The organism is Microbacterium daqui (assembly GCF_050408675.1).
Lineage (GTDB): Bacteria > Actinomycetota > Actinomycetes > Actinomycetales > Microbacteriaceae > Microbacterium.
In genome coordinates this window covers 72,399-98,072 of record NZ_JBNTKF010000008.1, presented here as the reverse complement: position 1 = coordinate 98,072, position 25,674 = coordinate 72,399, and the positions used below count along the sequence as shown (strand labels likewise).

At 63.5% G+C, this 25,674-nt stretch carries 28 protein-coding genes and 1 tRNA gene; 17 read left to right on the top strand and 12 right to left on the bottom strand.

Going from position 1 to position 25,674, the window contains the following annotated elements:
* Positions 1–222 precede the first annotated feature (222 nt).
* Positions 223–1,041: a hypothetical protein gene (locus ACQUSY_RS07370; protein WP_428903839.1), complete on the top strand. Its 819-nt coding sequence runs from the start codon at positions 223–225 to the stop codon at positions 1,039–1,041.
* Here the strand turns inward: ACQUSY_RS07370 and ACQUSY_RS07365 are convergent.
* A complete protein-coding gene (locus ACQUSY_RS07365; protein ID WP_428903838.1) occupies positions 926–1,309 on the bottom strand; it encodes a helix-turn-helix domain-containing protein in 384 nt (127 codons plus the stop codon). The two genes, ACQUSY_RS07370 and ACQUSY_RS07365, sit on opposite strands and share 116 nt — an antisense overlap.
* Positions 1,310–1,531: 222 nt before the next feature.
* On the opposite strand from ACQUSY_RS07365, the gene ACQUSY_RS07360 reads away from it, so the two are divergent.
* Complete coding sequence (locus ACQUSY_RS07360) at positions 1,532–2,410, top strand: hypothetical protein (protein WP_428903837.1); 879 nt, start codon at positions 1,532–1,534, stop codon at positions 2,408–2,410.
* Positions 2,407–4,239 (top strand): hypothetical protein, encoded by a 1,833-nt coding sequence (locus ACQUSY_RS07355; RefSeq protein ID WP_428903836.1) that lies wholly within the window; start codon positions 2,407–2,409, stop codon positions 4,237–4,239. Before ACQUSY_RS07360 ends, ACQUSY_RS07355 begins: the two co-directional genes overlap by 4 nt.
* A gap of 245 nt (positions 4,240–4,484) precedes the next feature.
* Here ACQUSY_RS07355 and ACQUSY_RS07350 read toward each other — a convergent pair.
* The 3 genes from ACQUSY_RS07350 to ACQUSY_RS07340 form a co-directional block, all read right to left on the bottom strand.
* Positions 4,485–4,557, bottom strand: a tRNA-Arg gene (locus ACQUSY_RS07350).
* Between the two features lie 464 nt (positions 4,558–5,021).
* On the bottom strand, positions 5,022–5,684 hold the full coding sequence (trmB, locus tag ACQUSY_RS07345) for a tRNA (guanosine(46)-N7)-methyltransferase TrmB (RefSeq protein ID WP_428903842.1): 663 nt from the start codon (positions 5,682–5,684) through the stop codon (positions 5,022–5,024).
* A gap of 114 nt (positions 5,685–5,798) precedes the next feature.
* Positions 5,799–6,641: a DUF3097 domain-containing protein gene (locus tag ACQUSY_RS07340; protein WP_428903835.1), complete on the bottom strand. Its 843-nt coding sequence runs from the start codon at positions 6,639–6,641 to the stop codon at positions 5,799–5,801.
* A 217-nt stretch (positions 6,642–6,858) separates the two neighbouring features.
* On the opposite strand from ACQUSY_RS07340, the gene ACQUSY_RS07335 reads away from it, so the two are divergent.
* From ACQUSY_RS07335 to ACQUSY_RS07320, 4 genes are all read left to right on the top strand, one after another.
* Complete coding sequence (locus tag ACQUSY_RS07335; protein ID WP_428903834.1) at positions 6,859–8,847, top strand: TPM domain-containing protein; 1,989 nt, start codon at positions 6,859–6,861, stop codon at positions 8,845–8,847.
* Positions 8,848–8,892: 45 nt separating this feature from the next.
* On the top strand, positions 8,893–9,624 hold the full coding sequence (locus tag ACQUSY_RS07330; protein WP_428903833.1) for a PspA/IM30 family protein: 732 nt from the start codon (positions 8,893–8,895) through the stop codon (positions 9,622–9,624).
* A 110-nt stretch (positions 9,625–9,734) separates the two neighbouring features.
* Complete coding sequence (locus tag ACQUSY_RS07325) at positions 9,735–10,556, top strand: arginase family protein (RefSeq protein ID WP_428903832.1); 822 nt, start codon at positions 9,735–9,737, stop codon at positions 10,554–10,556.
* Complete coding sequence (locus tag ACQUSY_RS07320; RefSeq protein ID WP_428903831.1) at positions 10,553–11,008, top strand: Fe-S oxidoreductase; 456 nt, start codon at positions 10,553–10,555, stop codon at positions 11,006–11,008. Before ACQUSY_RS07325 ends, ACQUSY_RS07320 begins: the two co-directional genes overlap by 4 nt.
* On the opposite strand, the gene ACQUSY_RS07315 is transcribed toward ACQUSY_RS07320, so the two are convergent.
* The 3 genes from ACQUSY_RS07315 to ACQUSY_RS07305 all read right to left on the bottom strand — a co-directional run bounded on the left by ACQUSY_RS07315 (position 10,996) and on the right by ACQUSY_RS07305 (position 12,670).
* Complete coding sequence (locus tag ACQUSY_RS07315) at positions 10,996–11,403, bottom strand: SIP domain-containing protein (RefSeq protein ID WP_428903830.1); 408 nt, start codon at positions 11,401–11,403, stop codon at positions 10,996–10,998. The two genes, ACQUSY_RS07320 and ACQUSY_RS07315, sit on opposite strands and share 13 nt — an antisense overlap.
* 77 nt (positions 11,404–11,480) lie before the next feature.
* Positions 11,481–12,209 carry a tyrosine-protein phosphatase gene (locus ACQUSY_RS07310; protein WP_428903829.1) on the bottom strand — a complete coding sequence of 243 codons (729 nt, stop codon included), beginning with the start codon at positions 12,207–12,209 and terminating at the stop codon, positions 11,481–11,483.
* Entirely contained in the window at positions 12,209–12,670 is a 462-nt protein-coding gene (locus tag ACQUSY_RS07305) for a carboxymuconolactone decarboxylase family protein (protein WP_428903828.1), read from the bottom strand. The genes ACQUSY_RS07310 and ACQUSY_RS07305 overlap by 1 nt, the downstream gene beginning before the upstream one ends.
* A gap of 209 nt (positions 12,671–12,879) precedes the next feature.
* Between ACQUSY_RS07305 and ACQUSY_RS07300 the strand changes: the two genes are divergently transcribed.
* The 6 genes from ACQUSY_RS07300 to ACQUSY_RS07275 all read left to right on the top strand — a co-directional run bounded on the left by ACQUSY_RS07300 (position 12,880) and on the right by ACQUSY_RS07275 (position 18,814).
* On the top strand, positions 12,880–13,785 hold the full coding sequence (locus ACQUSY_RS07300) for an alpha/beta fold hydrolase (protein WP_428903827.1): 906 nt from the start codon (positions 12,880–12,882) through the stop codon (positions 13,783–13,785).
* An 83-nt stretch (positions 13,786–13,868) separates the two neighbouring features.
* A complete protein-coding gene (locus tag ACQUSY_RS07295; protein WP_428903826.1) occupies positions 13,869–15,389 on the top strand; it encodes an ABC transporter substrate-binding protein in 1,521 nt (506 codons plus the stop codon).
* On the top strand, positions 15,386–16,339 hold the full coding sequence (locus tag ACQUSY_RS07290) for an ABC transporter permease (RefSeq protein ID WP_428903825.1): 954 nt from the start codon (positions 15,386–15,388) through the stop codon (positions 16,337–16,339). Before ACQUSY_RS07295 ends, ACQUSY_RS07290 begins: the two co-directional genes overlap by 4 nt.
* On the top strand, positions 16,336–17,223 hold the full coding sequence (locus ACQUSY_RS07285; protein WP_428903824.1) for an ABC transporter permease: 888 nt from the start codon (positions 16,336–16,338) through the stop codon (positions 17,221–17,223). The genes ACQUSY_RS07290 and ACQUSY_RS07285 overlap by 4 nt, the downstream gene beginning before the upstream one ends.
* The gene (locus tag ACQUSY_RS07280) at positions 17,220–18,029 is read left to right on the top strand and encodes an ATP-binding cassette domain-containing protein (protein WP_428903823.1); all 810 of its coding nucleotides are present in this window, start codon (positions 17,220–17,222) and stop codon (positions 18,027–18,029) included. The genes ACQUSY_RS07285 and ACQUSY_RS07280 overlap by 4 nt, the downstream gene beginning before the upstream one ends.
* Entirely contained in the window at positions 18,026–18,814 is a 789-nt protein-coding gene (locus tag ACQUSY_RS07275) for an ABC transporter ATP-binding protein (RefSeq protein WP_428903822.1), read from the top strand. The genes ACQUSY_RS07280 and ACQUSY_RS07275 overlap by 4 nt, the downstream gene beginning before the upstream one ends.
* Positions 18,815–18,817: 3 nt before the next feature.
* Here the strand turns inward: ACQUSY_RS07275 and ACQUSY_RS07270 are convergent, their stop codons facing one another.
* The 3 genes from ACQUSY_RS07270 to ACQUSY_RS07260 are packed head-to-tail and all read right to left on the bottom strand — an operon-like array spanning position 18,818 to position 20,874.
* A complete protein-coding gene (locus tag ACQUSY_RS07270; protein ID WP_428903821.1) occupies positions 18,818–19,408 on the bottom strand; it encodes a GNAT family N-acetyltransferase in 591 nt (196 codons plus the stop codon).
* 4 nt (positions 19,409–19,412) lie between these two features.
* Positions 19,413–20,099, bottom strand: coding sequence for a uracil-DNA glycosylase (locus ACQUSY_RS07265; protein WP_428903820.1), 687 nt, complete (start codon positions 20,097–20,099; stop codon positions 19,413–19,415).
* A 1-nt stretch (position 20,100) separates the two neighbouring features.
* Positions 20,101–20,874: an SDR family oxidoreductase gene (locus tag ACQUSY_RS07260; protein WP_428903819.1), complete on the bottom strand. Its 774-nt coding sequence runs from the start codon at positions 20,872–20,874 to the stop codon at positions 20,101–20,103.
* A 131-nt stretch (positions 20,875–21,005) separates the two neighbouring features.
* On the opposite strand from ACQUSY_RS07260, the gene ACQUSY_RS07255 reads away from it, so the two are divergent.
* Positions 21,006–22,328 (top strand): bifunctional o-acetylhomoserine/o-acetylserine sulfhydrylase, encoded by a 1,323-nt coding sequence (locus ACQUSY_RS07255; RefSeq protein WP_428903818.1) that lies wholly within the window; start codon positions 21,006–21,008, stop codon positions 22,326–22,328.
* A 458-nt stretch (positions 22,329–22,786) separates the two neighbouring features.
* On the top strand, positions 22,787–23,992 hold the full coding sequence (metX, locus tag ACQUSY_RS07250; RefSeq protein ID WP_428903817.1) for a homoserine O-acetyltransferase MetX: 1,206 nt from the start codon (positions 22,787–22,789) through the stop codon (positions 23,990–23,992).
* 9 nt (positions 23,993–24,001) lie between these two features.
* Here the strand turns inward: metX and ACQUSY_RS07245 are convergent, their stop codons facing one another.
* Entirely contained in the window at positions 24,002–24,757 is a 756-nt protein-coding gene (locus tag ACQUSY_RS07245) for an NUDIX hydrolase (RefSeq protein WP_428903816.1), read from the bottom strand.
* Here ACQUSY_RS07245 and ACQUSY_RS07240 point away from each other — a divergent pair.
* Together ACQUSY_RS07240 and ACQUSY_RS07235 are read left to right on the top strand one after the other, a co-directional pair.
* Positions 24,756–25,133: an SDR family oxidoreductase gene (locus ACQUSY_RS07240; RefSeq protein WP_428903815.1), complete on the top strand. Its 378-nt coding sequence runs from the start codon at positions 24,756–24,758 to the stop codon at positions 25,131–25,133. The genes ACQUSY_RS07245 and ACQUSY_RS07240 overlap by 2 nt on opposite strands.
* 40 nt (positions 25,134–25,173) lie before the next feature.
* Complete coding sequence (locus ACQUSY_RS07235; protein WP_428903841.1) at positions 25,174–25,269, top strand: SDR family oxidoreductase; 96 nt, start codon at positions 25,174–25,176, stop codon at positions 25,267–25,269.
* A 65-nt stretch (positions 25,270–25,334) separates the two neighbouring features.
* Here the strand turns inward: ACQUSY_RS07235 and ACQUSY_RS07230 are convergent, their stop codons facing one another.
* Complete coding sequence (locus ACQUSY_RS07230) at positions 25,335–25,658, bottom strand: thiamine-binding protein (protein ID WP_428903814.1); 324 nt, start codon at positions 25,656–25,658, stop codon at positions 25,335–25,337.
* Positions 25,659–25,674: the final 16 nt, after the last annotated feature.

Sequence of the window (25,674 nt, the reverse complement as noted above, 5' to 3'; positions counted from 1 at the left end):
TTCCCGATGGCCTGCTCCGAGACCTTCTCACGCCGGGCGGCCTCAGCGATCGAGATCTCACCCTGCAACACGGACAACACAATGCGGAGCTTCTTCTCCGCCGGGATCGTCGGGGGACGACTCATAATGATTCAGACCTTTCAATAGGGGCGCTGCCTCAGCAACTAACTACCCCTGCCACATAGTCTGACGCGCGACACGACGGCCCAACCGTTGGAGCGTGTGTACGGGCAGTCAGCGCAGGCGGCGGTCGTTTTCGCTGCTGATGTTTATCGTCGAACGGCGCGCCGGATTCCGTACTCGCTGTCGGTGGCGGTCGCAGTTCTTCAAGAGCATGCGATGTGGGCGCACGTTGACCGGCGCTTACCTCTCGATGTGGAGGTTTTGTTTCGCCGCGACGTAATTGGTGTTGCTGTTTCCCAGCTGCCGTACTCGTCCCCGGCCACCCTTGCGCGTCGTCGTGCGCTTCTACTGCGCGTTGCTGAAGCGCTGGGAGTTACGGAACGTTCCCTGCCGCCGCTCGCTGGCTCCACACCCAGTAGCCCGTATGGGTTGAAGGAGATCGCGTCGTTGCGGGTGTGGGCTTCGGTGCAGCGTGAAGACCGGGTCCGGGACGCTTGGATGCTCCTCAGCCTCGGGCTGGGCGCGGGCCTTACGGCACGGGAACTCATGACAACCAGTGCGGCCGACATCGACACCGACGGCACCGTGTTAGTGCGGGGCGCAAACCCGCGTCGGGTGCCGGTGCGTCACGAATGGTGGCCGGAGCTGTCAGCACTGACCGCCGAGGTCGATGCCACCGCGCCGCTGTTCCGCCCGCACATCGCGACCTACGCGAACAAGATTGGTGATTTTGTTCGCTCATCGTGGGGTGATGGCCCTCGCCCGACCGTGCAGCGTTTGCGTGCGACGTGGCTTGTCGCCGTCATGTCAGACGGTTTACCGATTCAGGACCTTTTGTATGTCGCCGGGGTGAAGTCGCTCGACGCGCTCGCTCGATTTGAGCGATTTTTGCCGTCATCGCTTCTTGCTGTTCCGTGAAGTAGTCCATGAGGAGGGTGAGCCGTTGGCGTTCTTCAGCATCCGCGCGCGCGCCCGTCCACGCCAATTCAGCAAACGGAATACCCACGGCGTCGAGCAACAAATGGAGGTCCTCCAGGTCCGTGGCCACGGCACCGTTCAGGATCCGCGAAAGCCTTTCGCGGCTCCACCCCGTTCGAGCCTGGACTTCGGTGCGGGTGATTTCCCGGCGCCGCACCCTCACCAGCACCAGGTACGCGGCTTTTTCCTGCAAGTAGCTGGCGCGCATGCGAGCCCGCTCCACGGCGTCGGCTGGCGCTTCCTGGCGCATAGGACGGTTCGCAGCGCCGAACACGTGACCAACCGGAAGGTAGGAGCGCGGGACGTACCTCGATCTCGACATACCCCGATTATCTCCCGATTTGCGCCATTGAACGACACATATCTTTATTTTGTGTTTTTAAGACGCACACCACGTCGATGCTTGTGTAGCGCCTCGTACACGACCGGTATGAAGAACTCCTCTTATCGGCCGCTGATTGGTGCCGCTTCCTGGACGCAAATCGCGGGCTTTGTCGAAGCGACCGTCGAGGCGCGATGCAGCCAGAGCACGCACGCGTGGCGCTACCAGCACCTCCACGCCCTTACCTACTTCTGCGACTGGGTCATCGCCACCCAGATGGTGCCGCTAGAGCAGAGCCTGCGCGCTGACGTTATCGACACGTACATCGTTGAGCGTGCGCGCGAAATCAAAGGCAGTGTTGCGACGCGCGAACGTGCCATGCTGCGCAGGCTCGCGGGGCTGGAGAACACTTTCTCGACCTCGAAGCTCGCCGCACCTTCCACGCCAGCAGCGCCGTACCACGAAGCCGACATCATCGAGCTTCATAGCTGGGCGCTCCACCAGCGCACCGAATACCTCCACCGTGCTTGCCTCGCTATCTTCACCCTGTGCCTGGGATGCGGACTCACCGCGGGCGAAGCATTAGCAACGCGCGGGCGCGACATCATCGAAATCGCAGAGTACTCCGCTCTCGCCGTTCAAATCGCCGGACGCACGGTTCCTGTGATGGCTCGATGGCATGACGAACTTGCCGCCCTCAAATCCCTCGTTCCGGACGACGAACTCATCATCGCGCCGAACGCCGCCAGCAGAGACGCAGCGCTCCGCGCCATCCTCAAAAGCACCCCAAACTTCGTCCCCAACCCGCGCCGCATGCGCACCACGTGGCTCCTCACTCACGTTGATGCCGGCACTCACCTCTCCACCGTGCTCGCAGCAGCGGGCCTTACCTCCCTCGAAACTCTGCGCCGCAACCTGCACCATCTCGCTCCCCTCCCCTATGCGGCAGCCATGAACGCTCTTCGCCTTGCGGGAGCAACCTCATGACCCCGACCGCAGAAGGCATGAGTTTCGAAGATGCGCTTCACAACCCCGCGCTCGGAGGCCCCGTGCCCCTCGCAACACTTCAGAGCGCCAAGAACATCATTGACACCAACGGCGTTGGGAACCTCGTGGATGAGTGGGACGCCGCTGACAACCCCGCACGCGAAGGCGGTCGCCCCGCATCCATCCCGATTCGAGCAATCCTCACCCTCTGGCTCGTCCTGGCATTGGAAGAGCGCCCCCTGCATCTTCGCGAGATTCAATATCTCCTCACCGAAAGACTCAGGAAGAAGGGCCTCCGACTTCTCGAGATTCGTCGGGACCGAAACATCACGGCATCCGCCTGGTACGAGCGCGCGCGCCGTAGCCACAATCGGCTCCTCCGTCTCATCGACGACAAGCCCCTCCCCAACCGCCAGCGCGCTCTCACCAAGGCCGAGTGGGAAAACGCCCTGGCAGAGCGAGAGCGAAACGCCGACGTCCTCGCCATTCGCACCCAGCGCGCCGACACGCTCATGAACGGACTCCTCGAAGCAACCCGCCTCCTCATCCCCACGAAACACCGCATCGACGACGTATCCGTCACCATCGACGCGACTGCCCTCCCCATCCACGCACACGGAGTCGGCAAAGAAGCCCTCGCCAATCGCGGTCCCGACGAACTGGTCTCAATCGAACCCGACGCCGGCTTCTGGAACCGCCAAACAGAAGACCACACAGACACCGGCCAAGCGAAACGCTCGAAAACGAAATACGCGTACGAGCTAGAAATCGGAGTCCTCAACAGCAACGACCCCACCCGCCCCGACGCTGTCCCACATATCGCCATCGGCATCGGCCACCACGCCCCCGGATACGGGCCCGGCAAAGCCGCCCGAGCCATGTTCGAAAACATCGTCGCCCGCGGCCTCAAACTTGACCATGTCGTCAGCGACCGCGCCTACCTTCCGGGCGCAAAACCCGAAGAGCTCCAAAACTTCCTCCGCCTCGCCGGAGCGAAACTCGTCATGGATTACAAGAAAACTGAACTGGGCTTCCAGGCCACACACGGCGGCGCCATCCAAGTCGACGGCTCCTGGTACTGCCCCGTAATGCCAACGCAACTCGTCAACGCGACACAAGTCACCCGCGGCGCCGAAGACGCCACCGAGCTGTCGACGCCACGCCGCGAGCGCGTCGCGCGAGCGCGTGAAATCGCATTGCAACGACGCCGAGACGCAGAAGCACGCGCCCCGTACTTGCTGCGCGCAAAGGAACGGATGGACGAACGAGGCACGACTCCCATGATGTGCCCCGCAGTCGGGCCGTCCGCGACAGCGACCTGCGCGGCATCGACGCGACGCATCTCTGACATCCCCGCCGGGAAAGTCGCGCTCACCGTCATCACGAACCCGCCGAAAGAACTACCCCGCGTCTGCAGCAACAAGTCCAGCATCGCCATCCCCCTCGAAGCCGGAGCAAAACACGCCCAGCACTACCAGTACCGCTCCGAAGAATGGCAAGCCCATTATTCACACGGCCGTAACTGTGTTGAAGGATTCAATGCGTACATCAAAGACGGTGCACGCTACACCCTCGCCGACCCCAGCCGACGTCGTCTGCGCGGAGCTACCGCGCAATTCCTGCTCGCAACCGTCGCCGTCGTCGCTGCAAACATCGAAAAAATCCGTGACTTCGTACTTCAACAGGAAGAAATCACACACGACACGGCTGATGGCATCGCAGCACCCCTGCCAAGAAAGAGCCGCACACGCCGCTCCACATCCGGGCAGCGCGTCGCGGAACGCGGCCGAGGCCGCCTCCGCCCACAGAACTCGCCACTGCGCACCTAAAGCACACCGCAATCCACACACGCTCAAAGCCCTGCGCCAGCCTGCCCAAAAACACGCCACGCAGGGCTTTCCGCATCCATGAAACGCCGACTTAAGCCGCTGACCGACCTGAACACCCAAAAACGCAGACTCGCAGCGCCAAAAACGAGCCACAAACCAAAGAATCCCGCCCAACGAGGGCGGGATTCTTTTTCACTACGAGGTTGTGCGAACGTACACACGGTGGTTACGCGAACAACCCATTGTGCCCCTGACAGGAGTCGAACCTGCGACCTACGGTACCGGAAACCGGCGCTCTATCCACTGAGCTACAGAGGCGTACCGATCGAGACTATCACCCGCGGGCACCGCGACCACGCCAGCGGGCGTCGAGCGGTGAGCTCGGGCGTGTCACCCGCCACGCACCCACCGCAGCAGACGTTTTCGCCGCACACATGGTTCCGTCTCCCGGTAACGGGGAGAGCCGCGGCAGATTTACCAAATGTCGAACAAACCGCGCCGACACGCCGTCAACCTCGCCCCGGGGCACTTCCCCAGCACCGAAGTTCGACGTTTGTTAAATCACAGCACCGCTGGGGCGGTTCCGGAACCATGACAGCAGACAGAACGCCGACTTTCGGTTCTGCAAGTGGCTAATTTGCGCGTCACACGACAATTCATGCACCGCCGGCGGGGGAATCCAATCGGCACACGGAAAAATCGGCTGCAGGGGCCGAACTGCGCACATTCTTCCGACATCCGCGCACGATGCGCGCGGTCAGTGATCCACCCGCACCGCCCGGTTAGCGCGCCTTGCGAATGTAGGTGAGGTCGCGAATGTCGCGGCCGACGCGCAGGCCCTTCTTCTCGAACGCGGTGAGGATGCGGCCGTCGAAACGCTCGGCCCACTCCCCCTCGAATCCGCGCTCAAAATCGGGGTCAGCATCGAGAACCTCAACCATTTGGTCGGCGTAATCTTGCCAGTCGGTGGCGAGGCGCAGCACGCCGCCATCCTTCAGCGCACGCGCGACAACCGGGCCAAAGCCCGAGCGCACGAGGCGACGCTTCGCGTGACGCTTCTTGTGCCACGGGTCAGAGAAGAACACCCACACCTCGGAGACGGAACCTTCGGGCAACAGGTGCTCGAGAACCTCGGGGGCGTTCGCTTCAATGACGCGAACGTTCGTGAGACCCGCCGTGTTGGCGTCGAGCATTGTGCGGGCAAGCCCAGCACGGAAAACCTCAACCGCAAGGAAGTTCTTCTCCGGCGCCTGCGTCGCGGCGTGAATGATGGCGTGGCCCTGGCCCGAGCCAATCTCAACGATCAGCTCCGCATCCCGGCCGAAGAACTCAGCCGGGTCGAGACGCTGGTCGGGGTGCACACTCGTCGCCGCAGCATCACGCTCGACCGGGAACATGTAGGTGTCGCTCAGCGTCTCCCACGCGGCCTCTTGACCGTCAGACATGCGGCCCGAACGGCGCACAAAGGAGACGGGTTCATCGCGAAAACGGCGTTCAGGAGCATCAGACACTACATAAGGCTACGAGAGCGCTCCGCAACACGCGAACTCAGACCGGCATTACTCCGGCGCTGTGACGTAGTCGATGAGCTCTTCCACGCGGCCAATGAGCGACGGCTCCAAATCACGGAACGTCGTCACGCAACCGAGAATCCGCTGCCACGCAGCCGCAATGTCGGCCTGCTCAGCGTGCGGCCACCCGAACGCCTGACAGATGCCGACCTTCCACTCAATACCGCGCGGAATCTGCGGCCACGCCGCGATCCCCATCGCCTTCGGGGTCACCGTCTGCCACACATCCACATACGGGTGCCCGACAAACTTCATGTGTTTGCCGTGCGGGCCGCGCATGAACTGCTCGACCATGCGCGTCTCTTTGGACCCCGGAACCAAGTGGTCAACCAGAATCCCGTAGCGGGTCGTCGCGCTCGGCGGTGCGTCGCGCAGCACCTCGTCAAGCACGTCAATGCCCTGCAGATACTCGACGACGACGCCCTCGGCACGCAGGTCGGCACCCCACACCTTCTCAACGAGTTCGGCGTCGTGCCGGCCCTCAACGAAGATTCGACTCGGCAACGCGACGCGAGCACGCTGGTCTTCGGTGACGAACGAGCCCGACGCGGTGCGCTTCGTCGGCTGCCGCGACGCGGTGGGCACGGGCGCAACCAGCTCGACCGGTTTGCCATCAATCAAGAACCCATGCCCCAACGGGAATAGGCGCTTGCGTCCCGCGCGATCTTCCAACTCAACCTCGCGCGCATTCGCCTTGGTCACCGCACCGCAGTAGCCGTCATCCGCGACCTCGACAACAAGATCCAGCTCAGCAGCCACCTTGACGGCCTTCGGCCGCCCCTGCTGCCGCCAGCCCGCGGCAAGTACATCCGCCCCGTACCGATCATCCATGGCAAGACTCCATCCGAAAACCCTATGGCGACTTCACCCGTTTTGAACGGAACCTCCCCACGTGGCGTGCAGATATGGTTCCGGAACCAGAGAATTGGCTGATATCTCGGATTGCGGTTCACAAGATGGCTGTTTTCCGGCGGCGACTCCCCCTAGAGTATGGATCGTGACAGTGATGTGGACTCAGCATTCGCCAGTTACGAGGGGGAAGGGGATCTTGACCCTCGCGTTCAGTGCCGCACTGGTGTGCGCTGGCATCGCGATTGCGCCCGCCGCCCACGCGGTTGATCCGGGCTCCCTGACCGGCCCCGGATACGTGCACGACGAGGCTGACGCCCTGACGCCTGCCGAAGAAGCCACCGTCGCCGAACGCCTCGAAAAGCTGAGCACCGAAACCGACGCCAAGCTCTACGTGCTCTACGTCGACGAGTTCACGAACCCGTCAGACCCCGAAGGCTGGGCCAACGAGGTTGCCGAAGCGAGCGGCCTCGGCCCCAACCAGTACCTCCTAGCGATTGCCGTTGACGGCCGCACGATGTACCTGTCGGCCGACTCGGCTGGCCCGCTGACCGAATCCCAAGTGGTCTCTGCCGAGAACGCGGCGCTGGATGTCTTGGGAGATGACGACTGGGCCGGCGCGCCGATCGTGGCAGCCGATGACATGACGACTTCGCTCAACGGCTCATCGTCTGGCACCCCGGGCACAAAGCCCGCCGCTGACTATTCGTGGATCATCTACGCCGCAATCGGTGTCGCGGTCATCGCACTGATCTTCTTCTTCCTGCAGCGCCGCAAGAAGAACAAAAAGGGCCTGAGCGGCGGCGCACCTTCACTGGCCGAACTGGAGCGGGCCGCAGGTTCGGCGCTCGTGCAGACCGATGATGCGATTAAGACCAGCACCGATGAGCTGGGCTTTGCCCGCGCACAGTTCGGTGAAGCTGCGACCGCCGAGTACGAGAAAACGGTCACCGCGGCGAAGAAGCACCTCGATGACGCGTTCGGCATTAAGCAGCAGCTCGACGATGACGTTCCCGACAGCGAAGAACAAAAGATCGCGTGGAACCAGCAGATCATTCAGCTGCTGAACGAAGCCAACGGCTGGCTCGATGAAAAGGCAGCCGCTTTCGACGAACTGCGCGGACTAGAACAGAACGCACCCGCGGCCCTGCAGGCGGTCACCGCGGCACGCGACGAGCGTCAGACCGAGCACGCAACAGCAGTGAGTCAGTGGCAAAAGCTGCAGCAGACGTACGCCGCCGCGGCGCTCGACGCGGTCGATCAGAATGTCTCCGAAGCAGAGTTGCGACTGCAGTTTGCGAATGAGCAGATTGCCCACGCGACTTCCGCCATCACCGAAGGCAACTCCGCAGGCGCCGCGGTCGCAATTCGTGCCGCCGAAGATGCGGTGACACAAGCAGGTCAGCTCCACGCTGCGTTGCAGACGATGGCTACCGACCTCAGCGAGGCGGTCCAGCGCAGCACCGCGCTTGTCGCCGAGCTTCAGGGTGACATCATCACGGCGCAGTCACTGGCTGACACCGACGGCCGCATCGCTCAGGTCATCGCCTCCACGCAGGGTCAAATTAGAGCCGCGCAGAGTGCGCTCGCGCAGTCGCAGGCCAACCCGATTCAGGCCGTCGAACTTCTTGAGACTGCGAACGAAGCGATCGATACCGTTGTGAAAGACGCTCGCGACGCCCTGGCTCGCGCCGAGCGTGCCCGCCGTCAGCTTTCTGACATGATCATGACCGCGCAGGCCAAGATCAACGCCGCACAAGACTTCATCGTGACGCGACGCGGAGCGATTGGTGCCACAGCACGCACCCGCGTTGCCGAGGCCGAAGCATCGTTGACTCGTGCACGCGGTCTGCAGTCCACTGACCCCGAGCGCGCGCTTAGCGATGCACAGCGCGCCGCCCAGCTCGCGAACGACGCCATGAACGCCGCCCAACAGGATGTCGGCATGTTCAACCAGCCCTCCTATGGCGGGGGCGGCGGCAACAACGATGTTCTGAGCGCTGTGCTCGGCGGTATTGTGCTCAACAACGTGCTCGGGGGCGGTAGCCGCCGCAGTTCGTCGTCCGGCGGCGGCTTCGGCGGCTTTGGTGGTTCCGGTGGCGGCAGCCGACCCAGCGGCGGAGGGTTCCGTCCCGGCAGCTTCGGCGGCGGCGGCACACGATCCCGTCGTGGCGGCGGGCGCTTCTAACAGTCTTTAATCCCAATCTTCAGAAAACACCAGGAAGGAAAACCGATGGCTAAGCAGTCCATTTTCGGTCGTATCTCAACCCTCGTTCGTGCGAACATCAACGCGCTCCTCGACTCCGCCGAGGACCCGCAGAAGATGCTCGACCAGCTCGTGCGCGACTACACCAACAGCATCGCTGACGCTGAGTCGGCGATCGCAGAAACGATCGGCAACCTGCGCCTGATCGAGCGCGACCACGCTGAAGACGTCAAGGCCGCTGGTGAGTGGGGCAACAAGGCACTCGCTGCCAGCCGCAAGGCAGACGAACTGCGCGCAGGCGGTCACACCGCTGACGCTGACAAGTTCGACAACCTCGCGAAGATCGCCCTGCAGCGCCAGATTGGTGCGGAGACCGAAGCCAAGCAGGCTGAGCCCACCATCGCTTCGCAGACCGAGGTCGTTGACAAGCTCAAGGACGGCCTCAACGGCATGAAGGACAAGCTGGAGCAGCTGAAGAACAAGCGCTCCGAACTCGTTGCTCGCGCCAAGACGGCCGAGGCACAGTCGCGCGTTCACGACGCGGTCAAGTCGATCGACGTTCTCGACCCGACGAGCGACCTGGGTCGCTTCGAAGAGAAGGTGCGCCGCCAGGAGGCCATCGCACAGGGCAAGCAGGAGATCGCTGCTTCGTCGCTCGACATGCAGTTCAACGAGTTGGAAGACCTGGGCGAGCTGACCGAAGTTGAAGCACGTCTCGCTGCGCTCAAGCACGGCAACCAGTCCGCAATCGAAGACTAGGCACTTCGCTTTCCCAGGGGGTGTCGGCTTTGGCCGGCACCCCTCTTGCATTTGCTATGAGCCGCTGTGGATCTGCCCCGCACGGCTCGTCCCGGTGAGAAGATGAGAACATGACCCGCTTTGTGATTGTTCCGCAGTGGCAGGGCTCCCCCTCCCCGAGAGCGATGGCACTCGCCGATGGCGCAGACGCCATCTCCGGCGACCTGCCCCGATCTGCCGTCGTCCGTGTCGAGGTACCGGTGGAAGCCGGTGAGTCGCTGCAGAGCGGCGTTCTTCGGGCCAGCTCCCTACAAAAGGTTCGCCGCGGTATCGCCGACGTTTTGGTCTCCGAGACCGACCGCTGCGTGTTGATTGGCGGCGACTGCAGCATCGCTGTTGCCGGTATTGACCACGTCTACCACCCCGATCTCGCCGTGATCTGGTTTGACGCTCACGCCGACCTCAACTCCACCAGTTCCTCCCCCTCCGGCGCCTTCGCTGGCATGGCTGCTCGGGCGCTCCTCGGCGACGTCCCCTCCGAGCTCGCTCTCAGCGGCGAAAACCTCGCCGCCCACCGTCTGTTCGTGGCTGGCTCTCGTGCGCTGGATGATGACGAAGCCGCCTTCGTCGAGGAATCCGAGGTTTCGCTCTTCCCCGTCGACGCGCTGCGCGACCCCGTCGCGCTCGTTAACGCCGTGCGAGCCAGTGGCGCCTCGCGCATCTACATCCACGTTGACCTTGATGTGCTCGACCCGGCACACGTCACCGGCGTGCAGAACCCGATGCCGTTTGGCCTCGACCCCGCTGAACTCACCGCGACGATTGTGGCGCTGCGCGACGCTTTCGAACTTTCGGGCGCCTCACTTGCCGGCTTCGCGCCGTCGACGCCGGCGGCGGCCGTTGAAGACCTCGGAACCATCCTGCGCATTATTGGGGCGCTGGCAGCCGCATGACGGATCCGCACGAACCCCACTGGAAGCACGACGCAGACCAGGCGCTCATCAAAGGCCGCCGCATCGATCACCTCATCCCGCCCTTTCTCCTGGACTCCCCCATCAGCCGCGTGGGCTACTGGTGGGGCACGGCCGTCGGCATGACATGGGGTTTCATCTGGAGCCGCGGCAAGATCACCGAGAGCGAAGGCCTCTGGGTTTTCCGAGGCCTGCCATCGTGGGCATTTCCGCGGGGTGGCGTGTGTGTCGGTCGATGCTTTCTCACCGGTCCCAGGGTTCCGTCAGCCGCCGTTCTCAAGCACGAGCGCGTGCACATGCGGCAGTGGCGGCGCTACGGCTTTCTCATGCCGCTGCTCTACACAATCGCGGGCAGAAACGCACTCACGAACCGGTTCGAGATCGAAGCGGGTCTAGAAGACGGCAACTATGTGCCGCGGCATCACCGTGCGTGAATGCGGTCAGCGCCGAGGCTGAGCCCAATCGTCAGGTGACGCTGCAGGTGCTCGGCTGACGCGCCGTTCAGCAGGTAGACACGGTTCGCGTTGTCGTCGTCGCACAGCATTTCGTTCGCCCAAGCGAGCGCGGCACGGCCGGCAAGCTGGCCCGCTTCGGCGGCACGCGCCGAGCGGTCGAGCCACGTCATCGTCATGCGCGGGGGCAGATCGATCGTGGTGATCTGTGACTCATCGGCCACTTCGACAAACACACGGCCGGTGGAGCACAGCGGAAGCGTCGCAGCCAGCAACTCGAGGTCGGTCAACGATGTTTCGTCAGCTGTAACCAATACCTGAACACGCGCGGCGCGAGCGGCTGCGCGGCGGGAGACTCGGCGGATCGGGTTCGTCATAACACCACCAGTATACCTAAAGATAGGTATGCCTAACCTCACCAGCGTATCTCGCCCCCGCCGGTAGCTACGCGCGCCTACAGCATCGTGCGGGTTCCGCGATCGATCAGAACTTCACGGAGCCCGGCGATCTCGTCGTCGCTCAACCCGTTGGCGCGCAAGTAATCAGTCGGCGAACCAAACCGGGTGGAGAGGTCAGCGAGGAGCCCCTGCATGATGTGCGCCGGAGACTTCGTAGCGAGCTCAACGATGCTCTCAGAGTCGGGGTGCACCTTGCGCACAAGTTCGATCACCGCACGGTTGCGCTCCGCGGGCAGCAGCCCTTCAGTGCGGGCGTAGTCGGCAATGATCGCGCTCTCGTCGACACCGGCTGCCGCAAGCGTCAACGCTACGGTCACACCCGTACGGTCTTTGCCGACCGTGCAGTGCACGAGCACCGGCTGATCGGCCAGCACGCCGCGCACGACGTCAAGCACCCGGTCCGACGAGTCGTCGATGAGCGTACGGTACATCTCTGTCAGACCGAGGCTCTCCGTGAAGAAGGAGGCGACGGAACCAACAAAGAGAGGCACGCGCGAAATGGGGATGTCGCCAGCACGGCTGGGCTGGCGATTGACCTCTTCGTCATCACGAAGGTCAATGATGCGCTTGAGCCCCAGCGATGCCAGGTCGGTCTCACCCTCAGGCGTGACGGTGGCCAGGTTGCCGGAGCGAAACAGCACCCCGTGGCGGGTCAGGCTATCGCCGACCGGCAGACCACCGGTGTCACGGAAATTGACCGTGCCCTGAACCAAAGAATTAGCCATCATGACTTCGCCGGAACCGGGTAGCGGCCAGCAATCGCGACACGATTGAACGCGTTGATCGACACAGCAGCCCACGACAATGCGGCGTACTCCTTTTCAGTGAAGACACTTCCGACGCGGTTATAGACATCATCAGGCACGCCACCCTCATGGATGTAAGCAAAGGCCTCGGCGAGCTCCAGCGCCGCGCACTCGCGCTCTGAGAAGACCCCCGTCTCGCGCCAGACCGGAATCTGAGCAATCTCATCGGCGGTGACGCCCGCGGCGAGGGCCCCGTCGACGTGCACCCGTACGCAGAAGGCGCAGCCGTTGATTTGCGATGTGTGCAGCATCAGCAATTCTTTGATGCGATTGTCGATGCCGTTGTCGGCGCAGATCTGCGACACCGTCGACGAAAAAGCTGCGAGCGCCTTGTATGCGGTGGGCTCAGTCTTAGAAAGGTGTACGCGCGTCTCTGCCATGCACCAACTCTACGACGCTCCGCTCATTGCGGGCCGCATTGCTGGTTCCGTCGGGTCAAAATTCAACATGACAAGCAATTTAAGAGGAATCTAGTAGTTATGCGCAAAGAAACCTCTTCATTACTGTGCATATTGATCTTCGATTTCCGCGAGCGCCAAAAACGGGTCGATAATTCAATCGATCCTATTACCGCCCCGAAAGGCACCCTGTGACCATCGAAGCAGTGAGTGAGTTTTCGTTTCTTGCCGGTCAAGCCGGTGTGCTTGGCGTTGACGCGCAGCCGATGACGCGCGTCTCGGTCACCGCCGGCGAGGGCCGCACCGTCAGCGCTTTGAAGTACACCGACGATGAGCCGGTTGTCACCCTGCTGCACGGCGCGGGCCTCAATGCCCACACGTGGGATGCGACCGTGCTCAGCATGGGCCTGCCCGCGCTGGCGATTGATTTGCCGGGGCACGGTGACAGCTCGTGGCGGGATGACGCGACGTATTCGCCGAGCAATCTCGCCGACGACGTGATCCAGGCACTTGAGGCATTGACGTCGCGCCCGCAGATTCTGGTCGGCCACTCGCTCGGTGGCCTCGCCTCCGCCGCCATTGCCGCCCGCCGCCCTGACCTCGTCGAGCGCATCGTCTTCGTTGACATCGTGCCGGCGCTTGACCCGAAGGTGGGTCCTGCCGAGCTTCGGGCGTTCTACTCGCAGCAAGACTTCGCATCGCGCGATGAGGTTGTTGACTACGCGATGAGCTTCGGCATGGGAAGCGACCGCGAAGGCACCGCCCGCGGCGTACTTTTCAACACCCGCGTTCGCGATGATGGCCGGGTGGAATGGAAGCACCACTTCGCACAGCTCGCCCTCGCAATCCTGCCCGAAGGGGCCGCCGAAGGCACGCTCGTACAAAACGAGCAGTCGTGGCAGAACTTTGCAGCCATCACGGCGCCCATCACCCTCGTGCGTGGCGACCATGGCTACATCGACGAGCCCGCCCTCGCCACTTTTGCGCAGCGCCTCCCCGACGCGACCATCATCACGGTCGACGCCGGCCATAACGTCCAAGAAACCCAGCCGGTTGCGCTGGGCGCCATCATTACCGCTAGTTCCGACACCGATTAACGGGCTCCGGGTGGCGCCATTCTCTGCACGCCACTCGCCCCCAGCCCGTCATCCATTTACCCTGATGTCCGGAAAGGACTGACATGTTCCGTCGCACCGCAGTGGTCGCTGGCCTGGCCGCGATCGCCATCGCACTGAGCGCATGCGCGCCAGCTACGTCTGAAAAGCCCTCCCCCTCAACGTCCGGCCCCGCCGCCACCGGCGCTCCGGTAGCCGACGGCGAGCTCGTCGTTGGTCTGGTGCTTGAGCCCGACAACCTCGACATTCGTCACACCTCTGGTGCGGCTCTCGAGCAGATCCTCGTCGACAACATCTACCAGGGTCTCGTCACCCGCGATGAAGAGAACAAGATTGTTCCTGAGCTCGCGACCGACTACACCATCTCCCCCGATGGCCTCACCTACACGTTCACGCTCCAGGAGGGCGTAACGTTCCACGGCGGCCAGCCCCTGACGTCGGCTGACGTCGTCGCGTCGTACACGGCCGTTCAGACCGACGCCACGGTGATCGGCAACCGTGACTTCGCCAACGTCGCCACGATCACGGCTCCGGACGCATCGAGCGTTGTCATCACGCTGACGGAACCAGACATCAACTTCCTGTTCACGCTCACGACTCCGGCGGGGCTGGTTTTCTCCGCGGGCGACACCACCGATCTCAAGACGGCAGCCAACGGCACCGGCCCGTTCCTGTTCGACTCGTGGAAGCGCAAGGACAGCATCACGTTCAAGCGCAACGACGCTTACTGGGGCGACGCCGCGAAGCTCGCCGAGGTAACGTTCGTCTACATTCCTGACTTCACCGCTGGCGTGAATGCCGCCACGACCGGCGACCTTGACGTGCTGTCCGCCGTTGACCCGAACCTCGCCGCCAACTTCGAGGGCACCGACTTCGTCATCACGACCGGTAAGACGACCGACAAGGCGACGCTCGCGTTCAACAACAAGAAGGCACCGCTCGACAACGTTAAGGTGCGCGAAGCACTGCGCATGGCGATCAACCACGAAGCCGTCATCACCGCCGTCGGTTCGGGCGCCGAGCAGTTTGGTCCGATCCCGGAGCTTGACCCGGGCTACGAAGACCTTTCGGATGTTGTGTCTTACGACCCCGAAGGCGCCAAGAAGCTCCTCGAAGAGGCCGGCGTGAAAGACCTCGAGCTGACGCTCACGATCCCGTCGTTCTATGGCACCACGGTCACGAAGCAGCTCGTCTCCGACTTCAACGCCGTCGGCGTCACGCTCAAGATTGAGAACGTGGAGTTCCCGACCTGGCTCAACGACGTCTACACGAACCACGACTACGAGCTGAGCTTCGTGCTGCACGTTGAGCCGCGCGACTTCAGTAACTGGGCAAACCCGGACTACTACTTCGGTTACGACAACACGAAGGTGCAGGAGCTATACGCGAAGGCCCTCGCCACCACCGATGAAGCGGAGTCCGACAAGCTGCTCGCTGAAGCCGCACGCATTGTTTCCGAAGACCACGCCGCTGACTGGCTGTACACCGGCGAGACACTGACGGCGCACCTGCCGAACGTCACCGGCTTCCCGGTCAACTCGGTTAACTCCCGCATCAACCTGGCGAACGTAGCAATCGTCGAGTGATTCGCTACATCCTGACACGATCAGTCCTCCTCATTGGAGGGCTGATCGTGGCGTCCCTGCTGATCTTCCTGGCGCTGCGGGTTCTGCCCGGCGATGTCGCTCAGGTGATCGCCGGGGCAGAAGGAACACCCGAGCAGGTTGCGCAGTTGCGCGAAGAGCTCGGGCTCAATCAGCCGTTGCCGGTGCAGTACTTCAGCTGGATTGGTGGCGTCGTCACCGGCGACATGGGCACATCGCTCATCACCAACACCAAGGTTGTTGACGAGCTGCTGGAAAAAGCCGAAGTGACGATTCCCCTCGGCCTCATGGCTATGGCCGTTGCCCTCGTCATCGCGGTGCCGCTGGGCATTCTGTCGGCACTGCGTCGAAACAAGCTGAGCGGAACCGCGTTGAGCGTTGGGGCGCAGGGTGTCGCTGCGGTGCCGGTAATTTGGGCAGGCATGGTTCTCATCCTGGTCTTCTCGCTGTGGCTCGGCTGGTTCCGCGCACAGGGATTCCCCCGCTCGGGGTGGGAAGAGCCGGGCAAAGCCTTTATGGCTCTCGTTCTTCCCGCGATCACGATCGGCATCGTCGAGGGTGCCGTGTTGATGCGCTTCGTGCGCAGTGCCACGCTCGACGCGATTACACGTGACTTTGTACGCACTGCAGCGGCCAAGGGTCTCACCCGTACGCAGGCGCTCTTGCGGCATGGCCTACCGAACGTTGGTCTCTCCATCATCACGGTGTTGGGTCTGCAGGTTGCTGGCATCGTGGTGGGTGCCGTGGTGATTGAAAAACTGTTCAACCTGCCAGGCATCGGCCGCATGCTCATTGATGACGTCGGCGCTCGCGACCTGCCGCTCGTGCAGGGCGAACTGCTCGTGTTGACCGCGGTCGTTCTCCTCATCGGCTTTGCGGTCGATATTGTGCACCGCATTCTGGACCCACGACTTCGGGAGGCAACCGAATGAGCACGCAACGTGCCGGATGGTTCCGCCCGCTATGGCGCTCCACAACCGGAAAATTCGGCGTCATCGTCGTGGCCCTCGTGGCGCTGACAGCACTCGTCTCGCTGTTCTGGACGCCATTCCCACCCGAACTCGCCAACGTCGATGACCGGTGGCTCGGCCCCGGCTGGCCGCACGTGCTCGGCACCGATAACGCTGGCCGCGACATGCTGACGCACATCATGCTCGGTGCCCGCACCACCGTCGTGGTCGCTATTGGTGCTGCCGTGATCTCCACCGTCATCGGTATCGCACTCGCGTGCCTCGCAACGCTGACGACGCGTCTCGTACGCGAAGCGATGGCAACGCTCATCGACGTGCTCCTCGCCTTCCCCGTGCTCATCATCGCGGCGATGCTCGCCTCGATCGCGGGCCAGTCGCTGTGGGTCGTGGTCTTTGCTGTGGGTATCGGTTTCGGCGTCAACATGGCGCGCGTCACCCGCCCCGAACTGCGCCGCGTGCTCTCGAGCGACTACGTTCTCGCTGGCAAGGCTGCCGGTCTCACCACGTCACAGAACGTGTTCCGTCACGTGCTCCCCAATATCGCGCCGGTGTACATCGTGCAGCTGTCGTGGTCGATGGGTGTCGCGGTGCTTGCCGAAGCGGGCCTCAGCTACATCGGTTTCGGCGCCTCGGCCAACGACCCGTCATGGGGCCGTCTACTCGCTGAAACACAGGCCTTCATCAACATTCACCCGCTCGCCGTGATTTGGCCGGGTCTCGCGATCTCCCTGACGGTGCTCGCGCTGAACCTACTCGGAGACAAGTTGCGTGAGACCACAGACCCCACGCTCAGTCAGCGCATGGCAAAGGCCATGCCCGCACCCATGCCGACGGTGACCGCATGAGCCTCGTCATCAAAAACCTGCACGTTACGATTCACGGCAAGACCGTGATTGAAGACATCAGTTTCGAGGTACCCGATGGTGCCCGCGTCGGCCTGATCGGTGAATCGGGATCCGGCAAGTCACTCACGGCGCTCGCGATCCTCGGCCTGTTGCCCGATGGTTCCGAAGTATCCGGCAGCATCACGTGGAACGGCACCGAGCTCATCGGTATGCCTGATCGCAAGCTCGCCGAACTCCGCGGCGACGAAATCGGCATTGTGTTTCAAGAGCCGCAGACGGCGCTCAACCCGATTCGCACGCTCGGGCGCCAGATCGCGGAGTCGATCCGCATCCACGAAAACGTATCGCGCGGCGAAGCGAAGACCCGCGCAATTGCCGAGGCTGCCCGCGTCAAGCTGCCAGACCCCGAACGCATCGTGAAGCGCTACCCGCACCAGGTTTCTGGCGGTCAGCGTCAGCGCGCGGCGATCGCGATGGCACTCGCATGCCGTCCTAAGTTGCTGATTGCAGATGAGCCGACCACCGCGCTCGACGTCACGATCCAGGCCGACATTCTCACGCTGCTGCGCTCGCTCGTGGCTGACGACGGCATGTCGCTCGTGTTCATCACGCACGACCTCGCCGTTCTCAGGCAGGTTGCCACCCACGGCGTCGTGCTCAAGCACGGCCGCGTGATCGAGCAGGGGCCGCTCAAGACCCTGCTGACCACGCCGCAGTCCCCCATCACGCAGGGACTGTTGCGTGATGCGCAAGCAACGTTGTGGCGGGCGCCGGATGGAACCATGACTTACGGTGGTGCGGCATGACGATCGTTGCGAAAGACCTGACCCGCCGCTACGCGCGCGCCAAAGAGACACCGTTTGAGAAGCGCACGTACACGACGGCGCTTGATGGTGTCGATTTCACGGCCGAAGACGGTGAGGCCGTCGGCATCATCGGCGAGTCAGGCTCGGGCAAGTCGACACTAATTCGACTGTTGCTCGCGCTGGATACACCGACGAGCGGAACCATTGAGATTAACGGTCGCCCGGTGGACGCCCGAAAGTCAGCGCGGAGCCTGCACTGGCTCCGCCGCGAGACCGGCATCGTCTTCCAAGACCCGTACGCGTCGCTTGACCCTCGTATGTCGGTTGGCCGCGCCGTTGCCGAGCCGCTGTGGGCACTGGGTATCGGTGGTGATCACCGCAAGCGTGTTGCCGAAGTGCTCGAAGACGTGGATCTCGAGCCTGACATGGCGTCGCGCTTTCCGCACGAGTTCTCGGGTGGCCAGCGTCAGCGCATCGCGATTGCGCGTGCGCTCGTGCACAAGCCGTCAATTCTCGTCGGTGACGAGCCGCTGTCGGCGCTCGACGTCACGGTGCGCGCCCAGATTCTCGAAGTGATGCGCGACCTGTTGGCACGAGACAACATGACGATGCTGTTCGTCTCGCACGACATTGGTGTGGTGCAGTCGCTGTGCGAATCGGTGGTGGTTATGAAGGATGGGGCGATCGTTGAGCGCGGCCCCGTCGCCGAGGTGCTGCAGCATCCGCGTGAGGACTACACGAAGCGCCTGCTGGCGGCGATCCCTACGATCGACACCACGCCGTAACCGCTATTTCTTGCGGGTCTTCGGCAGTTCTTTCTGCAGGATGATGGTTCCGAGCCACCGGTCAAATTTGAAGCCCACCCGGCCCATGCGGCCCACTTCAACGAAGCCGAGCTTTTCGTGCAGGGCAATCGATGCTTCGGCACCCTTGTCGCTAATGACCGCCAGGATCTGGCGGATTCCCGCTGCCTCGCCGCGGGCGATGAGCTCGGTCAGCAGTGCCCGCCCGATGCCTTTACCGCCGGCGCTCGGGCCGAGGTAGATGGAGTTCTCGGTCGTGAAACGGTAGGCCGACTTCGGCTTCCACTGCGACAGCAGGGCGTATCCGAGAACCTGGCCACTCGGTGACACCGCCACGATAAACGGCAGACCGAGTTTCGTGAGGTGCGCGAACTTCTCTTTCCACTGCGCGAGCGTCCACGTCGACTCGTCGAAAGTGACCGACGAGATGGTGACGTAGTAGTTGTAGATCTCGCGCACCGCCGGCAAGTCTGCAGCGACCGCATCGCGGATCGAGAACGAGAACTCGTCGGGCACCTCAGCCTTCTGCAGGTGCCTGGGGAGCTTGCGGGGCTTGAGGTACTCGTCCGGCTTCATGTGCCTACTCCACTCGCCAATCGATGGGCGCTGCGCCCTGAGCGCGCAACAGGTCATTCGCGCCCGAGAACGGGCGCGAGCCAAAAAAGCCACGCGATGCCGACAGTGGCGACGGGTGAGCGGAGACGATTGCCGGGGTGTCACCGAGCCAGCCGCGGAGGTTCTCGGCGTCTTTGCCCCACAGCACCGCGACGAGCGGCTGGTCACGCGCGGCAAGCACCCGAATGGCGTGCTCGGTGACCTTCTCCCAGCCCCAGCGGCGGTGGGAACCGGCATCGCCGGGTGCGACGGTGAGCACGCGGTTGAGGAGCATGACACCCTGATCAGCCCACGCCGACAGATCGCCGTGACTGGCCGGCGCGATCTCGAGGTCGGCGGTCAGCTCTTTGTAGATGTTGCTGAGGCTGCGTGGCAGCGGGCGCACGTCGCGGTTCACGGCGAACGAGAGACCGATCGCGTGACCGGGCGTCGGATAGGGGTCTTGGCCGACGATCAGCACGCGCACGTCGTCGAGCGGGCGGCTAAACGCACGAAACACGTTCTCCGCGGCGGGAAGCACCTCAACACCAGCGTCACGCGCGGCCTGCACGCGCGCAGAAACCGCGGCAATATCCGCGGCGACCGGCGCAAGTGCCTGCGCCCACCCGGCGTCAATGGTTCCGCTCGCTGCGAGCTGATCGAGCGTCGTCACGTTACAGGCGCGGCTTCAGTTCACCGCGGATCAGCACGTGCTGTGCGGCCTGTGCGACCGGGCGCATCGTGATGAGGTCGAGGTTGACGTGGCCGGGTGCGTTAAGTGCGTAGCTAATGACGTCGGCAACGTCGCTCGCGACGAGCGGGGCTTCAACGCCGTCGTAGGTGGCGGCAACCGCGTCCGTGTTGCCGCGGTTGCGGTTGAGGGTGAACTCTTCGGTAAACACCATGCCCGGGGCGATCTCAGTGACGCGCAGCGGCTCACCGGCGAGCTCGAGACGTAGCGCCTTGACGAGCATCGACTCCCCCGCCTTTGCGGCGTTGTAGCCGGCACCACCCGGGTAGGCGGTCTGTGCGGCGGTTGAGGTGACAAACGCGAGGTCGGCGTGGCCGTCGGTGAGCGTTGCCTGGCGAAGCTGCGGCAAGAGTGCGGCTACGAGACGCTGGGTGCCCATCACGTTAGCCTGGAACATCCACTCCCAGTCCTCGGTGCGTGCGTCTTCAATGCGTTCCGTACCCGCGGCTCCTCCCGCCACCTGCACAAGTGCATGCGTGGTTCCGGTGCTCTCCAGGTACTGCGCGAGCGCATCAACGTCGGCCTGCTTCGTGAGGTCAGCAGCAAAAACGGCGGCACCAGTCTCGGCCGCGACCTCGGCGAGACGCTCGGCACGGCGGGCGACACCGACGACATCCCACCCCGCGTCGCGGAGAGCGACAACCGTCGCCCGGCCGATACCGCTACTTGCACCCGTTACAACTGCACGCCTCGTCATGCCTCCACGCTACAAGGTGTGCGTGTCGATCGTGTTACGTAACATGTCCCCAAAGTTGGCCGCCATGGGGTAGCTACCTAATCTCTACTGAGCGGCTCCTGTTGCCGCCCGACAACACAAGGAGTCCTCTTATGTCTGCACCCGAGAACTGGCGTTTTGAGACCAAGCAGATCCACTCTGGCGCTGCGCCCGACCCGGTCACCAAGGCTCGCGCCACCCCGATTTACCAGACCACGTCGTACGTGTTCGACAGCACCGACCACGCCGCGAACCTGTTCGCGCTCGCTGAGTTCGGCAACATCTACACCCGTATTCAGAACCCCACGCAGGATGTCGCCGAGCAGCGCATCGCAGCCCTCGAAGGCGGAACGGGCGCGCTCCTTGTCGCCTCGGGCCAGGCTGCTGCCACCACCGCAATCCTGAACATCGCCGTCGCTGGCGACCACATTGTTTCGTCGAGCTCGATCTACGGCGGCACCTACAACCTCTTCAAGTACACGCTGGGCAAGCTCGGCATCGAGGTCACGTTCGTTGAGAACCAGGACGACCTCGAAGAGTGGCGCGCAGCCGTTCGCCCGAACACGAAGCTGTTCTTCGGCGAGACGATCGGTAACCCGAAGATCAACGTGCTCGACATCGCTGGCATCGCTGGCGTGGCACACGAAGCGGGCATTCCGCTCATCGCTGACAACACGATCGCGACGCCTTTCCTCATCAAGCCGTTCGAGCACGGTGCTGACATCGTGATCCACTCGGCCACGAAGTTCCTCGGCGGTCACGGCACCGTCATCGGTGGTTCCATCGTCGACGGTGGCCGCTTCAAGTGGTCGGAGAACGTCGAGAAGTTCCCGGGCCTCACCGAGCCCGACCCGTCGTACAACGGCGCAAGCTACACCGCCGCTGTCGGTGACGGCCTCGCTTTCATCATCAAGGCGCGCGTGCAGCTGCTGCGCGACCTTGGTTCGGCAATCGCTCCGGCGAGCGCCTGGCAGCTCATCCAGGGCATCGAGACGCTGTCGCTGCGTCTCGAGCGCCACGTGCAGAACGCACAGGAGATCGCCGAGTGGCTCGACAACCACCCCGACATCGCGACGGTCAACTACTCCGGTCTGCCGTCGTCGCCGTGGTACGCCGCCGCCAACAAGTACGCCCCCAAGGGTGTCGGTGCGGTGCTGTCGTTCGAACTCAAGGGCGGCGTCGACGCTGGCCGCGCGTTCGTCAACAACCTGAGCCTGTTCAGCCACCTCGCCAACATTGGTGACGTGCGTTCGCTCGTGATCCACCCGGCATCGACCACGCACTCGCAGCTCTCGCCCGAGCAGCAGCTCACCGCTGGCGTCACGCCGGGCCTCGTACGCCTGTCGGTCGGTCTCGAGAACATCGAAGACATCAAGGCTGACCTCGAGGCCGGCCTCACCGCCGCCCGCGAGCAGATCGAACAGACCCGCGTCTAATTCGCTCACCGAAAACGCCCCGACCTTTTTCGAAAGGTCGGGGCGTTTTCGTCTCGCGCCCCCGCGGGGCGGGCGGAGACATTCGCCGGCTCCGTACCCNAGCAGATCGAACAGACCCGCGTCTAATTCGCTCACCGAAAACGCCCCGACCTTTTTCGAAAGGTCGGGGCGTTTTCGTCTCGCGCCCCCGCGGGGCGGGCGGAGACATTCGCCGGCTCCGTACCCCCGGTTCCGTTGTCGTGAAACCCGTACTCTGTCGCGATACCCGTACTTTTCGGGCGAGATTTACCGGGTTTCGCGACATTACCGACCACCGGCCGCGCCCCTCGCGGGGTGACCCAACTCTTCACCCGCCAACCCGTGGTTCCGCGCTCCTGGTTCCGCGCGTGGTTCCGGCCAAGGGTCTTTGAGAAAGTCACACTTCGCGTTTGGGTGCCGTTACGGGACAGAATGGAACCATGGATTGGCAGGTCTCTGAAGATACGGTGCCGTCGGCACCGGTTACCGAGGCCGACGCTCGGTCGCTGTTGGGTCGTCCGCCAGCGACGGGTGCGTGGCGTGACGGTGATCCGGCGGGCGACCGTCACTTCGCGAACTTCGGCGCTTTTCGCACGGAGTCTGGTGGCCAGCTCCCGTCGTTCCGTCTCGCCTATGAGACGTGGGGCACGCTGAACCCGGAGCGCGATAACGCGATTCTGATTCTGCACGCGCTCACCGGTGACTCGCACGTGCGCGGTGACGCGAGCCGCGCGCACCCCACGTCGGGGTGGTGGGAAGACATCGTCGGCCCCGGTGCCGCGATCGACACCGACAAATACTTCGTCATCGCACCGAACATTCTCGGCGGATGCCAGGGGTCGACCGGCCCCTCCAGCATCGCGCCCGACGGGTACGAGTGGGCCTCGCGCTTCCCGTACCTGACGATTCGTGACCAGGTCGCGGCGCAGCGGCTGCTCGCCGACCACCTTGAGATCGATCGCTTCTTTGCCGTCATCGGTGGTTCCATGGGCGGCATGCACGCCCTCGAGTGGGCCGTCACCACTCCCGATCGCGTGGCGCGCCTCGCAGTACTGTCATCGCCCCCGCTCAATACGGCCGATCAGATCGCACTCAACTCGGTGCAGCTGGAAGCAATCGCGATTGATCCACACTTCAACGGCGGCGAGTACTACGACGCCGGCGACGGCGAAGGCCCCAACCGCGGGCTCGCACTCGCGCGCCGCATGGCTCTCCTCAACTACCGCAGCCCGTCAGAGCTCAACCAGCGGTTCCAGCGCTCGTGGCAGTCACCGGTCTCCCCCTTTGGCCTCGGTGGCCGCTTTGCGGTGGAGAGCTACCTGGACTTCCACGGCAACAAGTTCACGCGCCGCTTTGACGCGAACAGCTACGTCATCCTGGTCGGCGCGATGGATTCGCACGATGTCGGCCGTGACCGTGGTGGTGTCGAAGATGCCCTCGCCCGCGTCACCGCGACGACGCTCGTGCTCGGCATCGACAGCGACCGTCTGTTCCCAGTTGACGGGCAGCACCGCATCGCCAAGGGCATTCCGAACACGCTCGACGGAAACCACGCTGTGGTGATCTCCAGCGACTTCGGCCACGACGGCTTCCTGATTGAAGACGAAGCCGTCAGCCTGCACTTGCGCCGATTGCTCGCCTCCTAACGGGCAGCGTTACGAGGCCCAGACCTCGTTGATATACGTCCACGGCAACGAACCGGTGACGATGCGATGGCGCGGGCCGGTGGCACCCGGCTGCTCGGCATCGTATTCATAGTCGCCCTGCCAAAACAGCGCCGTGGTTCCGTCGCTCTTGCGCATGCGCGTGCTGTACTCGCGCGACTGCAGGTCGCGCAAGTGCGTGCTCCACTCGGCAATCGAAGAACCACACCCGGTCAGCGCGGTGAGGGTGATGAACGTCGGCGGGTACAGCGTCACCGAGCCCTGCGCATGACGCTCCAGCATGTCGATGGGGCGAATCCACATCCACTCCGCGACCTCATCGGGCGACGGCACAAACGTGCCAGACGACGCCAGTGCGACGAAGAACCACGTGCGAATGCGCACCGCGGTTACCTCCGGCGGCTCCCACTGCGAAATCTGCACGAGGTCGGCGGGCACGACGTCGAGCCCCGTCTCTTCCTTCGTCTCACGAATTGCTGTCGCCTTGAGTTCGTCAGCCATGGTTCCGCCCGGCACCGCATCTTCCGGGTCAACCTTGCCGCCGGGAAATACCCAGGCACCGGCAAACGTACCCCGCTCCGGGCGACGCAGCATCAGAATCTCGGGGCCAAACTCGCCCTCGCGTGCCACAACAACGGTTGCCGCCCGCGCTGAGATGGGCACCGGCTCCGCCTTCGCCTCCCCCGCGGCTTCGGTTTGCGCCATAAAGGCGCGCAGGGCATCGGCTCCGGGAGCGGCATCGGTCATGCCCCCCACGCTACTCACGATCTCCCGCACACGTTACCCACCGAGCCGCAAACAGCCGTTCCCTGTTAGCGAAAAATCCCTGGCACTCGGGCGGAACCACGAGAGGAGGCTTGAAGAGCCTGCAGAGCAGGCTGTCGAGGCCAACGCTGCGACCATCATCGCGAAGGCCGTCGAACACTTCGGCAAGCTCGACGTACTCGTCAACAACGCTCACGCTTCGAAGCAGGCACCGATGATGGAGACCACGCAGGAGATGTGGGACCTCAACCTCGGCACCGGCATGTACGCCACGTACAACCTGATGCGCGCGGCTTACCCCGAGCTCAAGAAGACCCAGGTCTCGATCGTGAACTTCGCTTCATCAGAAGGTTGTTGACGGTGTTCCGCTCGGCCGCCTCGGCGACCCGAAGGACGACATCGCACCCGTTGTCGCCTTCCTCGCCTCCGACGACTCCCGCTACCTCACCGGTCAGACGCTCATGACCGACGGTGGCTCGACGATGTCGGCATAACGCCACGCAACGCACGAAGGGGCTTTCCATCGCAGTGACGGAAAGCCCCTTCGGCGTTTCTGCAGCTACTCGCCGCTCGGCTGTTCCTGTTCGTCCATCGCCCGCTCGAGGCGGTCGAGCTTGCTGTTGATCTCACCCGAGAAGCCGGGGCGAATGTCGGCCTTGATGACCAGCGAAATGCGGGAGCCGAATGGTTCCACCGCCGCCGTCGCACGCTTCACGACGTCGAAAACTTCGTCCCACTCCCCCTCGATCTCGGTGAACATGCTCGACGTACGGTTCGGGAGTCCGGATTCGCGCACGACGCGCACGGCTGCCGCGACGGCGTCGTGGACGGAACCATCGGCGCGGCCGGTACCGGAGGGAGCGACAGAGAAAGCGAGAAGCATGATGTTCCTTTCGAGG

Bases quoted from the DNA above. Each gene is read 5' to 3' on its own strand.
- ACQUSY_RS07305 (WP_428903828.1), bottom strand. From the start codon at position 12,670: ATGGCAGAGACGCGCGTACACCTTTCTAAGACTGAGCCCACCGCATAC.
- ACQUSY_RS07285 (WP_428903824.1), top strand. From the start codon at position 16,336: ATGAGCACGCAACGTGCCGGATGGTTCCGCCCGCTATGGCGCTCCACA.
- ACQUSY_RS07280 (WP_428903823.1), top strand. From the start codon at position 17,220: ATGAGCCTCGTCATCAAAAACCTGCACGTTACGATTCACGGCAAGACC.
- ACQUSY_RS07355 (WP_428903836.1), top strand. From the start codon at position 2,407: ATGACCCCGACCGCAGAAGGCATGAGTTTCGAAGATGCGCTTCACAAC.
- ACQUSY_RS07275 (WP_428903822.1), top strand. From the start codon at position 18,026: ATGACGATCGTTGCGAAAGACCTGACCCGCCGCTACGCGCGCGCCAAA.
- ACQUSY_RS07240 (WP_428903815.1), top strand. From the start codon at position 24,756: ATGCCCCCCACGCTACTCACGATCTCCCGCACACGTTACCCACCGAGC.
- ACQUSY_RS07365 (WP_428903838.1), bottom strand. From the start codon at position 1,309: ATGCGCGCCAGCTACTTGCAGGAAAAAGCCGCGTACCTGGTGCTGGTG.
- ACQUSY_RS07315 (WP_428903830.1), bottom strand. From the start codon at position 11,403: ATGACGAACCCGATCCGCCGAGTCTCCCGCCGCGCAGCCGCTCGCGCC.
- ACQUSY_RS07360 (WP_428903837.1), top strand. From the start codon at position 1,532: ATGAAGAACTCCTCTTATCGGCCGCTGATTGGTGCCGCTTCCTGGACG.
- ACQUSY_RS07260 (WP_428903819.1), bottom strand. From the start codon at position 20,874: ATGACGAGGCGTGCAGTTGTAACGGGTGCAAGTAGCGGTATCGGCCGG.
- ACQUSY_RS07310 (WP_428903829.1), bottom strand. From the start codon at position 12,209: ATGGCTAATTCTTTGGTTCAGGGCACGGTCAATTTCCGTGACACCGGT.
- ACQUSY_RS07245 (WP_428903816.1), bottom strand. From the start codon at position 24,757: ATGACCGATGCCGCTCCCGGAGCCGATGCCCTGCGCGCCTTTATGGCG.
- ACQUSY_RS07325 (WP_428903832.1), top strand. From the start codon at position 9,735: ATGACCCGCTTTGTGATTGTTCCGCAGTGGCAGGGCTCCCCCTCCCCG.
- ACQUSY_RS07230 (WP_428903814.1), bottom strand. From the start codon at position 25,658: ATGCTTCTCGCTTTCTCTGTCGCTCCCTCCGGTACCGGCCGCGCCGAT.
- ACQUSY_RS07340 (WP_428903835.1), bottom strand. From the start codon at position 6,641: ATGGATGATCGGTACGGGGCGGATGTACTTGCCGCGGGCTGGCGGCAG.
- ACQUSY_RS07270 (WP_428903821.1), bottom strand. From the start codon at position 19,408: ATGAAGCCGGACGAGTACCTCAAGCCCCGCAAGCTCCCCAGGCACCTG.
- ACQUSY_RS07295 (WP_428903826.1), top strand. From the start codon at position 13,869: ATGTTCCGTCGCACCGCAGTGGTCGCTGGCCTGGCCGCGATCGCCATC.
- metX (WP_428903817.1), top strand. From the start codon at position 22,787: ATGGATTGGCAGGTCTCTGAAGATACGGTGCCGTCGGCACCGGTTACC.
- ACQUSY_RS07320 (WP_428903831.1), top strand. From the start codon at position 10,553: ATGACGGATCCGCACGAACCCCACTGGAAGCACGACGCAGACCAGGCG.
- ACQUSY_RS07330 (WP_428903833.1), top strand. From the start codon at position 8,893: ATGGCTAAGCAGTCCATTTTCGGTCGTATCTCAACCCTCGTTCGTGCG.
- trmB (WP_428903842.1), bottom strand. From the start codon at position 5,684: ATGTCTGACGGTCAAGAGGCCGCGTGGGAGACGCTGAGCGACACCTAC.
- ACQUSY_RS07255 (WP_428903818.1), top strand. From the start codon at position 21,006: ATGTCTGCACCCGAGAACTGGCGTTTTGAGACCAAGCAGATCCACTCT.